At 59.8% G+C, this 12,743-nt stretch carries 9 protein-coding genes; 6 read left to right on the forward strand and 3 right to left on the reverse strand.

Features of this window, described 5'->3' with window-relative positions; translation table 11 throughout:
- Window positions 1–22: 22 nt before the first annotated feature.
- Together AAF358_04515 and AAF358_04520 are read left to right on the forward strand one after the other, a co-directional pair.
- Window positions 23–307 carry a hypothetical protein gene (locus AAF358_04515; GenBank protein MEM7704791.1) on the forward strand — a complete coding sequence of 95 codons (285 nt, stop codon included), beginning with the start codon at window positions 23–25 and terminating at the stop codon, window positions 305–307.
- A complete protein-coding gene (locus AAF358_04520; protein ID MEM7704792.1) occupies window positions 304–2,091 on the forward strand; it encodes a hypothetical protein in 1,788 nt (595 codons plus the stop codon). The genes AAF358_04515 and AAF358_04520 overlap by 4 nt, the downstream gene beginning before the upstream one ends.
- A gap of 84 nt (window positions 2,092–2,175) precedes the next feature.
- Here AAF358_04520 and AAF358_04525 read toward each other — a convergent pair whose 3' ends face one another.
- A complete protein-coding gene (locus AAF358_04525; protein ID MEM7704793.1) occupies window positions 2,176–2,604 on the reverse strand; it encodes a nuclear transport factor 2 family protein in 429 nt (142 codons plus the stop codon).
- 180 nt (window positions 2,605–2,784) lie between these two features.
- Here AAF358_04525 and AAF358_04530 point away from each other — a divergent pair, with 180 nt between their 5' ends.
- From AAF358_04530 to AAF358_04545, 4 genes are all read left to right on the forward strand, one after another.
- Entirely contained in the window at window positions 2,785–3,444 is a 660-nt protein-coding gene (locus tag AAF358_04530; GenBank protein ID MEM7704794.1) for a DsbA family protein, read from the forward strand.
- 94 nt (window positions 3,445–3,538) lie between these two features.
- Window positions 3,539–4,792: an MFS transporter gene (locus tag AAF358_04535; protein ID MEM7704795.1), complete on the forward strand. Its 1,254-nt coding sequence runs from the start codon at window positions 3,539–3,541 to the stop codon at window positions 4,790–4,792.
- Between the two features lie 253 nt (window positions 4,793–5,045).
- A complete protein-coding gene (locus AAF358_04540) occupies window positions 5,046–6,212 on the forward strand; it encodes a serine/threonine-protein kinase (GenBank protein MEM7704796.1) in 1,167 nt (388 codons plus the stop codon).
- A gap of 22 nt (window positions 6,213–6,234) precedes the next feature.
- Complete coding sequence (locus AAF358_04545; protein ID MEM7704797.1) at window positions 6,235–7,539, forward strand: HAMP domain-containing protein; 1,305 nt, start codon at window positions 6,235–6,237, stop codon at window positions 7,537–7,539.
- Between the two features lie 9 nt (window positions 7,540–7,548).
- Here the strand turns inward: AAF358_04545 and AAF358_04550 are convergent, their stop codons facing one another.
- Together AAF358_04550 and AAF358_04555 are read right to left on the reverse strand one after the other, a co-directional pair.
- On the reverse strand, window positions 7,549–11,604 hold the full coding sequence (locus tag AAF358_04550; protein ID MEM7704798.1) for an EAL domain-containing protein: 4,056 nt from the start codon (window positions 11,602–11,604) through the stop codon (window positions 7,549–7,551).
- 308 nt (window positions 11,605–11,912) lie between these two features.
- Complete coding sequence (locus tag AAF358_04555) at window positions 11,913–12,617, reverse strand: TonB family protein (protein MEM7704799.1); 705 nt, start codon at window positions 12,615–12,617, stop codon at window positions 11,913–11,915.
- Window positions 12,618–12,743 lie beyond the last annotated feature (126 nt).

Genomic DNA, 12,743 nt, shown 5'->3' on the forward strand with positions numbered 1-12,743 from the left:
TGTGGTTAGTAAAGAGGGCGCAATGGACACCAGGTTTCACCGATTCTTGATGCTGATCATCACACTCGCCGGCGTAAGTGCCGCTGCGAGCGAATTAAGTGGCGGCGAGTTTTCGGTGCGAGCTGATTGGATTTCCAATGCCGGCGGAAGAGTTGAACGTCAGCCTTATTCGGCAAACACCACCACCGGCCAGGCCCGCCTCAACGCCATCTCCGGCGGAGAATTCTCCGTCGTAGGTGGCTTTTCGCCGACGCCGACAGCCAGCAGTGTTCTTTTTGCAGACAGTTTTGAGACGCCTAGCCAATGACCAAGACCTTCGCCACACTTACGCTTGCATTCCTCGTAATGACAGCTCAGATGGCGCTCGCGCAGTCGCCGCCGTTCACTTACCAAGGTGAGCTTTCCCAAAGCGGCGCTCCTGCAGACGGGCTATTCGATTTTCAGTTTTCGCTATTTGACTCGCCGGACTTCCTCCAGACGACCGAATTTGCCGGCCCCCTCACCCTGCTCGACCAAGGTGTAGCCGAAGGTACATTTAGTATCGACCTGGATTTTGGACCCGGCGTATTCGGATCGATGGACCTGTGGCTTGAGGTGCGCGTTCGCGAGAGCGGATCCGCCGGGGCGTTTACCACCCTTGAGCCGCGGCAGCAGATCGGCGCGGTGCCGCTGGCGTTGGTGGCGCTGGAGGTGGAAGCAGGGGCGATTGGCAGCACGCAGATTTCTACCGGCGGGGTCACCAGCATCAACATCGCCGACGGCACGGTTCAGGCGGGCGACGTTGATACGAGCCAGATTCAACAGAGAATTGCGGGTCTTTGTTCCCCGGGGAACTATGTCCGGGCGGTGCAGGAAAGCGGGGCCCTGACCTGCGGCGTCGACTCCGATACCACCTATACCGCCGGCTCCGGGATATTACTCAATTCCAATGAGATTTCACTGGACGATTCGCAGGTTCAACGGCGTATCGCGGACGCCTGCCAGGCAGGGTCCTTTGTTACGGCGGTCAACGCTGATGGCACGCTCGTTTGCGAGTCGCGCTCTCAAGCAGTTTTGCGTCCACTGCTAACGCGATTTGCCGGCGCCGAGATTGTGCTGAGAAATGACGGCCGCCCGTTTCTGGCGATTATGAGCACGGACGCATCTGACCAGGTGTTGGCCTACGACTGCTTCGACAACTCCTGCGAACAGGGCGAACTGCGCTTGCTCGACAGCGAGGGAAGCAACCTTAGGCCCTACCTTCGAACCAGTGGTCTGCCGGCCGTACTTTATGAAAAATCGGGGCAGGTTTATGTCTTCGATTGTGCGGATGTGAACTGCGTAAGCGGAACGGCTCGAATCACAGCGCTGCCCCAGCTCGGCCCGATCTCCCAGACCAGCGACGGTCAGTTAATGGTTTTCTTCACTTCGGGCAGCAATTTAGGCCGTTTGATCTGCGACGATGACCTGTGTTCCTCAGTTTCTGGGCAGTCTTCTTCTCTGCAGGTCCAGGACTATTCGGGACTGATCAGCCCGGTGGCCGTAACCAGCGATGGCCTTGCTCGGGTTGCCTACCGCAATACCAACGGCAAGCTAGGGCTGCTGATCTGTAGAACTAGCCTGTGCGGTTCCCGGATCGCACGGGAGATTGTGGTTTCCGGAATTGTCGACACGGCAACCTGGTCGACCACCTCGGTAGCTATTCAAGGCAACGGCAATCCGGTGCTGGCATTTAGAGATGCCATCGCCGGCGAGTTGACCGTGTACACCTGCAGCGACGCTGAGTGTTCCGCCGGTGTCGAAGAGGACGTCGCCGGCCGGCCGGGCTTTTCAGCCACAGTCCTGGCTGGCGAAGGTCAGCCGACGATGGTTGTCTGGTACGGATCCACGGGGGACTCGAGACTCTGGTTCACGCGGTGCTTGGACCCGACCTGTGCGAGCGCTCCATCGAGAGTGCTTGACGACCAGTCTAATCCGGGACGGGTTATCCGGGCGGTGCTGCGCGCAGATGGCACACCTTTTATTGCGTCTTATCGTGCCTCGGGCTTTTCTGGCCCCCTGATTTACAGTTGCAGCGGACCCACGTGCCCCACGCCATTGCCAACATACTAAGTACGCGACGACAGGAACCAAGCCTAGACAAAGTAACCCAGCAGGACTACTGACCTCCCATGCCGGGCTAGCGAAGGATCGTGGCTAGCTCCGAGCTGCCATCACGAAATTGTGCGTGTCGTAGAGCTCAAAGAAACTGATGACCCGGCCATCCTTAAACTTCCAGATATCCGCCTTGGGTGTGTCCAGAACAACGCCGGTGCGTCGGTGAGTGAACTTGCAGTGAGCGAGCACGACGATGGTGTCGCCCTGGGTTACATACTCATCCACTCGATAAGACTCGAGCTCCCAGTCCGCAATCAGGCCTTCCAGGTATGACCGAACGCCATCCACGCCGGTCTGGGCGCGGGTAAATTCCACCGCCTCCGCGCCGTCAGCGAGCGACCGCCAGGACACGTTTTCATGAACCAGTTTGAGGAAGTAGTCCACCGCCGCGGGATCTTTCGCGCTCCAAAGTTTGTAGCCGTCCTCCAGCGCTCTTAGGTTCGAATTTTCGTGGGTCTCGTCGGTCATGGCTTTTCTCTGAGGTATTTCAGTATCGTTATTTTATCTCGATCACATCGGCTAGAGGTTAACGGCCTGCTCAAATCCTAGGGCCGCTAGCAGTAGCGAGCACCAGACTCTAAACTGGCCACGACGCTTGATCCTGATCACAAAGCTCGCTTTGTACTTTTTGAGGACACCGGCTTTCCCGTGAACCAAAACTCCCTAGAACCCCTCGACGTTTACTGGTCGTTCAGGAGCCCTTACTCCTACCTCGCAACGCCTGACCTGACGAAACTCGCCGAAGACTACCGGGTGGAGCTGAACCTTCGCGTCGTATTGCCCATGGCGGTTCGTTCCAAAGCGAAACTGTTTGACGCTTCCAACCGGAAGCCCGCGATGTATCTACTTATGGATAGCATGCGTCGGGCTGAGTTTCTGGGGATGCCTTTGGTTTTTCCCCCAACCCCAGATCCGGTCGCGCAGAACCTCGAAACATTCGAGGTAGCCGAGGAACAGCCGCTCATCATGCGTTTGGCGATGCTGGGTGTGGAGGCCCAGAGACAAGGCAAGGGCCTGGCGTTTGCCAAGGAAATCTCTTACCTGATTTTCAGTGGAACAAAAGACTGGGATCAGGGCGACCTTATGCAGCAAGCAACCTCGGCGGCAGGCCTTGACCTGGCTGCCATGGAGCGCGCGATTGTGCATGGAGACCACCTTGATGAAGTCGAGCGCAACCACGCTGGGCTGGATTCGGCCGGACATTGGGGCGTCCCGACGATGGTGGTTCGGGGTGAACCGTTTTTTGGGCAGGATCGAGTGGAAACGCTCCGCTGGCGGCTTGATCAATTTGGGCTCCGGAGCGGTTGATAGCTGGCGCCCGGTGACGAACCGGCGGTTCTGAGGCGCCATCATCTAGGCTTTCGTCCGCGGTCTGGCACCATCCTTCATGTAGAATCGCGCCATGCTCGCGTTCGCAAAGCGCAACTTCCGCTGGCTGGCGGGCGGCTTCCTCCTCACAGCATTCTCTAGCTTCGGACAAACCTATTTTGTTTCGGCGTCGGTCGCGGAGTGGCAGGAAGCCTTTGCCTTAAGCCAGGGTCAGTTCGGTCGCCTGTATATGCTGGCGACCCTCGCCAGCGCCTGCTGTCTACCGTTTGTGGGCCGCCTCGTCGACGTGATGCCGACACACCGGCTGGTTGCTCTGGTGGTGACTTCCCTTGCCGGGGCAGCGGTGCTGGCAGGCTTCGCGAGCTCCGTGGCGATGCTGACGGTAGGTATTTTCCTACTTCGCCTGCTCGGTCAGGGCATGATGACCCATATCGCGCTGACCGCCACCGGACGTTGGTTTTCAGCCAGCCGAGGACGCGCCGTCTCGCTGGTGGTGCTTGGCCACCAGGCGGGCGAAGCCACCCTACCGTTGTCTTTTGCAGGATTGTCTCTGGCTTTCGGTTACCGCGCAGGTTGGCTGGCCGCGGCGGGCATGCTCTTGCTGATAGCTCTGCCTCTAGCTTCCTGGGCCTATTGGAAGCCTCGCACGCCACTCGCCGAGCACGCTGACGACCCGCAACCACGATTCGTAGGCCGCAACTGGACGCGAGCCGAGGTTTTGGGTGACCCGATATTCTGGGTGCTGTTAATCGGCGTGCTGGCCCCGCCGTTTATCGGCACCACAATCTTTTATCACCAGGACTATCTCGCCACGCTGAACGGCTGGGCGCCCCAGCTCTTTCCGAGCGCACTGATACCCATGGCAATCACGACGGTTTGTGTGGCGCTCTTGACCGGGGGAATAATCGATCGCGTTGGTGCGGTGCGTGTTCTTCCACTCTACCTGCTGCCCCTCGCCTGCGCCTGCTTTGCCATGGCGCTCAGCGGCCCAGCCTGGTCGCTGTTTGTGGCGATGTTCCTGCTTGGCATCAGTTACGGCGTTTCATCAACGCTCCTTGGGGCGCTATGGCCCGAGATCTATGGCGTGCTGAATCTCGGCGCCATCCGGTCAGTCATTGTGTCTGCCATGGTGCTAGCAACGGCCGCTGGACCAGGCATCACGGGCACGCTGATCGATTGGGGCGTCGATCTGCCCCGGCAGATGAACTGGTTAGGCGGGTACTGCCTCGTGGCTGTCGGCGCGATGAGCCTGGCTTCCCGCTATTTGAAGAAACGGGAAGGAAATGGGGCTAGTCAGCGCCCTGGGCCAGTAGCGAACCGTTCTTAAAGCGCTTTTCTCGCCACCCTACTGCGCTCATGGTGCGCTATGGGCCAGCGTCTTCTTGCACTTTGTCGGCGTTCAGCTCGAACCTGGCGTGCCCGCTCTTGCCATCGCGTGCCGGGGTGATCTGACCTCCACAGCCTGGTCGAGGGTACAAGCAGCCCAAGGCCCGTTTTGCACTTAGTCACAATCAAGACGAAATCAATTTTGGGTTTGCCGGGTCGACTGTCCGGGAAAGGAAGCCAGGTCTTGCAGAGACGTGACAACCATCACGCACATCGGGAAGTACGAAGTCCGCCGAGAAATTGGCCGCGGCGGTATGGGCGTGGTGTACGAGGGTTTTGATCCGGACGTGCGGCGCCAGGTCGCGATCAAAACGCTACACCCACATCTCATCGACGAGGACAACGTCAGCGAGCTTGAGCGCTTTCGGCGCGAGGCCCAGGCCGCTGCGGCGTGTATCCATCCAAATATTGTGCACATCCTGGAGTTTGGTCAGTCGCACGGCACGCCATACATCGCGATGGACTTCGTCGAGGGTGATTCGCTGGAAATCGCAATGCGGGAGCGATCGGACTTTGGGCTCAGGCAGGTGCTCAAGGTGTTTTCCCAGATGCTGTCAGCACTGCGCGCTGCCCATCGACTTGGCATCGTGCACCGGGACATTAAACCCGGCAACGTGCTGGTGGATCAGCAGTGGTTTACCCGGCTTACTGACTTTGGCATCGCCCGCGTGGAGAACAGCTCGCTGACCAAAGCCGGCGTAATCGTCGGGACACCACTCTACATGCCGCCGGAGCAGTCGATGGCGCTGCAGCTAGACCACCGCGCCGACCTTTTCTCCGCCACCGTAGTGCTGCACGAAATGCTGGCGTACGCCCGCATACCCCAATCGATACCCTGCAAACCGCTGGAGCCGATTCCCGGACTACCGCCATCACTGCGCCTAGACCCCTCGGCGCCGATTCCCAACGCCTTACACCCGGTGCTCCGGCGTGGGCTCAGCCCAGACCGCAACCTGCGTCATCGGGATGCAGAACAACTTGCCCGAGAAATCAAACAGGCGCTGGTCGAGATCCGAAAAGACCATCGGCCGGACACTTTGCCCACTTCCCAGCAGCAGGCGGTCACGGTTGTTCAGGCGCCCCATGTCGTGGCAACGGACGAAAACGTGTCGATCATCTCCAGTGCCATGTCCGATACCGGGAATACAACGCTGAACAGCGGGTTGGCCAGCGCCCTCGACGAGACCTTCCTCAGCGAGCTCAAAGAGAGTTTGGCGCGCTACGTGCGGGGCAACGTGACAGAGCTTGTCGATCGCCACGCCGAAAACGCCATCAGCGTCGCTGAACTGGTCCATCTGCTGGCAGAGGAAATCCCCAAATCCCGGCTCCGCAGAAAATTTCTTGATCAATGGTCCTCGTGAAGACCGACTGTGAAACTTGCCCATGAACATCGCTAAGAAGTCATATCAACTGCGAGTTAGAGCACTCTTCGGACTGATACTTTTTGTCCTGCTGGCGGTGCTCGCCTCGCTGTATCAGATCAACGTGCTGCAAAACGCCGAGGAAAACTTCGAACGGCTGGGTCAGCTTACGTTGCTGGAGGACCAGACCGCCGCGCTGGCGGCTAGCAGCAAAAACTATCTGGCGAATGCACCGCGGGATTTCGAAAGCTACGCTCGGGACTTGAAGGTATTCCTGCATGACATCCGTGGCGACTTCGAGGCGCTTGAGGTTGAGCTCTCCAACGTCGAGAGCGGCTTTGCCAACAATCAAAAGCTGGCGCTGCCGGCATTTGTTCAGTCTTTGCTTAACCTCTCGCCAGATCTTGCGGCGGTGCAGACGTCGCTGGAAGCTACCCGCAGCGCCTGGAGCAACTTTCGGGCCGGCTTTGAAGAGAAGATGGGCGACGATCCGGACGAACCGCGGCTGGAGTGGGGCGCTGAGTTCGTGGTGGAAAACCGCGCCGGCTTCGAAGAGCAGGTGATGACGATGGTTAAGACCTATCGCTCCTTCCTGGGCACCCAGTCGACGCTAAGCCAGCAGGTGGTTTTTGGCCTTGCCGGCACGCTCGCGGTATTTGGTCTGCTGGGCCTGGTTAGGTTTTATCTGCGCGTAGTGCGCCGCATTGGCCAGACCACTGACGCGTGCATTCGCGTCGCTAACGGCGACTTCGGCTACAGCCTCCGGGTGTCCGGCAACGATGAAATCACGCTGCTCTCCCGCGCCTTCAATCTGGTCTCAAGCCGGTCTCAGCTCGTGGTGAAGTTGCTGAGCGAGATTCAGCAAACGCAGCGCGTCGAAGATTGCCTGGCCACGGTGATCGGCGCCTCTGGCACCTACCTGCCGGTTGCCTGGACTGGCCTGCTACTGCCGCAACAGGACGGCACCGGCTATCACGTGAGCAACGCCCTCCCGCCGCAGACGCTGCAGCAGTGGCACGACCGCAGCTGCGACGCCGCGTCACAGCTGGGTACGCGGCTTGGGCAGGCACTGCTGAGCGGCGACCCGGTGCTGATTGACGACCTACCGGCACTGGCCATGGCCAACACGCAAGATGCTTTTCTGCGAGACCTCGTCAGGGCCACCCAGATCAAATCACTGGTGGCACTGCCGATGACTTCTCCGAAAGGCTGGCAGGGGGTGCTGCTGTTCGGCTCCCGCTCCGCCGTATATCGAGAAGATCAGACCGCGCTGCTCAGAAAGCTCGGTCCAGCGCTGGCGATGCACTTCGAGCGTCTAGCCGCGTGACTTGCACAGTCAGGCCGACTGATTGAGCCCGCTCACGCGCACCTCCGTCGTCTCTGAAACCATCGCGTTTAGCGGTTCAGGCCGGTGGATACCGAAGCCCTGCGCGTAGTCGCTGCCCAGCGATTGCACGATACCTAGGATGTCATCGTCCTCGACAAACTCCGTGGTGACCGTCATGTCGAGCGTGTGCGCGATGTCGATGATCGATTTAACGAAAATGCGGTCGGTTGGGTTTTTGCCGATATCACGAATGAACTGACCATCGACCTTGAGGCAGTCGACGCTTAGCTGTCTCAGGTGGCTGAAGGACGACAGCCCACTGCCAAAGTCATCCAGTGCGAATCGACAACCCATCGCCCGCAGCGCGGCGATGAGCTGCTTGGCCTCGCCGATCTTACGGATTACGGCGGTTTCGGTGATCTCAAAGTTCAGACTTCCGCGCGGCAAGTCGGCCGCCTCGACCATGCGGATCAGTTCGCGCGACACCGTCGGATCGCCGACGCTGGCGCCAGAGAGGTTGACCCAAAACTCGCGATTTTCGACTTCGCTGGCGAGTTGCCCGGCCATCGATTCGATGACTCGGCCGACCACCCATTGGTCGAGCCGCCCATGCAACCCATAACGTTCGGCGGCCGGCAAGAATGCGCCCGGCGGAATCAGCCGACGCGTGACTGGGTCACGCATGCGCAGCAGAATCTCGATACGCTCGATTGACCGGTGGTCGTCCGCCAGGGGCAAGATACGCTGGCCATACAGCTCGAAATTTTCGTTATCGATCGCATGGTTAAGTCGCTGCACCCAGCGCATCTCGCCGCGATGCGCGTGCACTTCATCCTCAGCCCCGGTGACCATGTGCACGCGATTGCGGCCGGCGTCTTTGGCGGCGTAGCAGGCGGCGTCAGCCAGCTGCTGAAGTTCATTGAGATCCCGCGATCCGGCGCCGATCGGCACGACGCCGATACTTGCACCGACCCGGAATACGTCGTTCTCCCAGAAAAACTTCAGATCCTGGATGTGTTGCCGGACGGTCTCGGCCCGCCTCAGGGCAGTTTCTTCGGAGCAACCGACGATGATCATGGCGAATTCGTCGCCGCCAAGCCGTGCGACCGTATCGGCCTTGCGCACACAGGCACGCAACGCATCAGCAACCATGCACAGCAGCTCATCACCGGCGGCGTGCCCGCAGGTATCGTTGACGACCTTGAACTGATCAAGATCAAGGAACATCAAATACGCGCTCGGTTTCTCCTCCTCGCCGACCGCGGTCAGGCGTTCGGCAAAGGCGCGCCGATTGAAGAGTCCCGTCAGTTCATCGAAGCGCGCCTGGTACGCAAGCTGGTCGGTCATCGCCCGGTTCTCGGTAACGTCATGCGCAAGCAGCACGATGTACCGCAACTCGCCGTCCTGATTACGAACGGCCGACGGGTGAAAGTCGATACGGCGGATCGCACCGTCATGGGCCAGGCATCCCGCTTCCATGCTCGCAACTTCCGCCCTGTCGGCGGCGTAGTCAGCGAGAAAGTCGGAAAATTCGGCGCGATCCTCGTCGCTGACAACGGTTAGCAGCGGCTTGCGCTGTTCGCGGTCAGACTCGGGCCAGAACAACGCCTTCATCCGCGGGTTGGCGTCATAGACCAGCCCGTCGGTGTCGACCAGCGCCATACCGATAGGTGAGTTCTGGTAGGCCTGGTGAAAGCGCGCCTCAACCTCGGCGCGCAGCGCGTCGGATTTTTTTCGCTCTAAGATTTCACTGCTGAGCTGCTCATTGGTCAGCTCGAGCTCGCGGCGGCCCGCCTCGATGGATTCTGTCCGTTCCGCGACTTCCTGACGGAGCCGAAGGTTGGCGTTGGCGATCGAGCGAAGCCGCAGCTGCACGGCTGACCATACCAGCGCCAGCGTGGCGAGGACGGCGGCCGCGATGAACCAAGGCATGCGCCACACCGGCGTCGGTACCGTGAACGGCCAGCTGGCTGGCGAGCTCCATTCGCCACCGGGCAAGCGCGCCCGAACACCGAAGGTAAAGTCGCCAGGCGGCAGATTGGAGTACGAGATCGACGTGGTTCTTGCGGCATCGCTCCATGCCGCGTCGTGCCCCGCAAGCTGGTAGCTGTACTCAATGCCATCGGGCTTGCGTGTCGATACCGCGGTGAAGTCGATCACAACCTCATCGAAGCTGAGGCTGTCCAGCACCGCGATGCTGTTGATCGCGACGCCATCGACCCGGCGGGCGGTAATCTGCACTGCGGGTGCCGTGACGCCGTCGAACGGCACGGTAAGATCCATCACCGTGAGGCCGCTGCTCGTCCCGATCCAGAGATCGTCGCCGCCGTCGTAGTACATCGCGTGCACTTTGGATTCCAGCGCCACGAAGCCGTCCAGCGCGCCGTAGCGCTCCAGCGTGTCCGTGGCGAGCGCATAGCGGTACGCGCCCCGGCTCGTCGCCAGGACGAGATTGTCATCCGGCAGCGGCTGAATCGAGTACATCGTTACATTGGACAGGGTCGACTCGGTAAACACGCTGCTGAGCTCACCATCGCGTAGCCGGAACACGCTGCCCTTGATGCCGGCGAACCAGACATCGGTTGCTGCGCCGCTGCCAGAGGCGACAACATGCGTGTAGTACTCCTGCTGCAATCGCTCGTCGGACGCCATCCGCTCCGGCGCGGCGTCCGGATCGTCCGTGTCGATGCGAAAAACGCCTGCGAAATTGGCGCTGAACCAGAGGTGGCTGTCGTCGGCCATATCCAGCGAATACACGCTGGCGCTCTTGCCGATTGTGTACGTTCGCGTCTCTTCGGTTTCCGGGTCATACCTCGTCAGCGTACCCAGGAATGAACCAATCCAGAGCCGTTCGCGGTGATCCAGCGTCAAACCGACGGTCAGGGATGTGTCTTCGGCCAACGTCTTTTGCAACGCCCTTGTGACCGGGTCGATGCCGTGGACGGCACCCTGAACCTGGCCAAACCACAACGTACTGCCGTTGCGCGTTATTCTTATGTCGCGCACCTCGCGACGATCGATACCCAGCTCGTCAGAGACGTTGATCAATTCGCCGCCGCCGTCCAGATACAAAAGGCCTAAGTTGGTGCCAAACCAGAAACCGTCGCCGACTCCGGGACGGACAGCAAACACCTCCGGACTTCTGCCTTCAAATTCCAGCGAGTAGTGGTCAAAACGCGGACCGAGGTAACGGGCCAGCCCGCTTCGGGTCGGCACCCAGAACAAGCCTTCCTGATCTCGCAGCGGTTGTGCCGTGCCGGCGATGGCGAGGCCCAGCTCAGATGGGTCCTTGTCGCCAAACCGGAACATACCCAGTTCCTCAAGAAAGACCCATTTCAACGTTCCTTGATCGAGGACCAGCCCAGAGATGCGATCCTCGTAGTTGACGTCGAGCCAGTCGATGCGATCGCCCTGCAGCCAGCCGATGCGGCCGTCGGCGTCGCCGACCGCGACCCGACCCTGCCGGTCTGTGGCAACCGCGGTCAGGTTGTTACCGACTTCCTCGAACACCGTCCCACCCGTCACCTTCAGCCGTTGCAGGCCGGCCGGGCTGATCAAATACAGCGTGTCGTCGCCGGCAAGATCCATCGTGTAGATTTCGTCTGGGGCGCTCTCAAGATGCTGAAAACCGCTATCCATGTCGTTGAGGGACAAGGTCCGGATTCCGCCTGGCTGCGAGCCGATGTACAGCGTATCCCCCACGTCAATAATCGCCCGGACTACGCCACGTGAGGCTTCGTCGGGTTCAAACGTGCGCACCACCTTGCCGTTCTCAATCAGCGTCAGGCCGCCGCCGGCGTCACCGGCCCAGAGACGATTTTGGGCGTCGACACGCAGCGCCTGAATCAGGTTTTGGCGTAGGCCCTCACGGGTCGTAAGGCTCTCAAAAGTGCGACCGTCGAAGCGATTGAGGCCGCCAAACGTCGCGATCCACAGGAATCCGTCGTTGTCCTGAACGACCGCATGAACCGTCTTCTGGTTCAGCCCCTCGGCGACCGAGTAAATCCGAAACGGCGAATCGGCCAGGAGCGGCAAGGTGGTGCCGGCAGCCGGAGGGGTTACCACGGCGGCAGCCAAGACAGCTAGAAGAAGGGCGTGGAGTTTCACGGCGGATCGTCATCGCATTGCTACGCTGTGTCTCCTAACGGCCGGGAGCGGTAAACCTTTAGCGCGCGGGGCGCTCTATTGGGCCGCGCGCTCGCTCAGGTGTTTAAAACTAACATCCTCGCGTTCTCGGTAGACCCCAGCAGCATCGCCTCAGAGAGCGGCCAGAGAGTAAGGCAGCCCACTGGACTTGATATGTGGTCGAGACCCCAAAGGTCTCCTGACCCCAAGGCCCCCTATTGATAGAGCTGAGCGCTTTGTCAGATCGTCTAAAGTTTGAAATCCAGCGTCTGCTTGGCCCGCATTGATACCGGTTGCCCTGCGCTAATTTGAGGTTTGAACTTCCATTTTTGGATAGCCCGGATAGCCTCATGGGCAAACGCGATTGGAAGGTTGGATTTGATCACCTCGGGATCGACCACGTCGCCTGTCTTGGTCACGGTGAACTCCACTGTCACACTGCCCTCAACGCCGGCGATCGCTTCATCTCTTGGATACAGGGGCTGAACCCTAACAATCGGTTCAGCGTTGACCAAAAGACCCGCCCCAAGTGTTTTCGAAGCTGCTGAGCCGGTGGCCTGAATTTCCAGCAGACGATCCCGCTGTGCCAGAGCCTCAAAGTGAGGTTTGTTGGGTAGGGCATCGAGTTGCAGGACTTGTTCGTAGGCTGCCAGGGCGCCGTCAACGTTGCCCGTAGCCATGTAGGCCTGCGCAAGCCCAAACAATGCTTGGGATTTCTCATAGGGGTTGCGGAATCGCTTGGAGAGTTTGGCGAACTGCTCCTGCGCTTTCTGGTATCGCGAGTCGGCTAACAAATCCCACGCTTTCTGAGTTGCCTTGAAATTTCGCTCGCTTCTCCACGTTGCTCTGGGAGATTCTCGGGTTATCCCGGACTCTGCATCCTGGGCCAGCGCCAATTGGCTGGCCAATCCCAGGGCAAAGACGATGAGGAGCTTGGTGGCTGAGTGAATCATTTCGGCTTCCTTCAATTGAACCGTGACGTCGGCATCGATGAATGAGTTGAGTGTCTAGCTAGGGTTCAAACCCGTTTTCAGTCGCGCGGTTTGGCCCAGGCTTACCTCGTCCAACTTAACCTCTAA

The organism is Pseudomonadota bacterium (assembly GCA_039033415.1).
GTDB lineage: Bacteria > Pseudomonadota > Gammaproteobacteria > Xanthomonadales > SZUA-38 > JANQOZ01.

What these genes read in the sequence shown, in the direction of transcription:
- AAF358_04515 (MEM7704791.1), top strand. Translation starts at nt 23, where the DNA reads ATGGACACCAGGTTTCACCGATTCTTGATGCTGATCATCACACTCGCC.
- AAF358_04520 (MEM7704792.1), top strand. Translation starts at nt 304, where the DNA reads ATGACCAAGACCTTCGCCACACTTACGCTTGCATTCCTCGTAATGACA.
- AAF358_04525 (MEM7704793.1), bottom strand. Translation starts at nt 2,604, where the DNA reads ATGACCGACGAGACCCACGAAAATTCGAACCTAAGAGCGCTGGAGGAC.
- AAF358_04535 (MEM7704795.1), top strand. Translation starts at nt 3,539, where the DNA reads ATGCTCGCGTTCGCAAAGCGCAACTTCCGCTGGCTGGCGGGCGGCTTC.
- AAF358_04545 (MEM7704797.1), top strand. Translation starts at nt 6,235, where the DNA reads ATGAACATCGCTAAGAAGTCATATCAACTGCGAGTTAGAGCACTCTTC.
- AAF358_04555 (MEM7704799.1), bottom strand. Translation starts at nt 12,617, where the DNA reads ATGATTCACTCAGCCACCAAGCTCCTCATCGTCTTTGCCCTGGGATTG.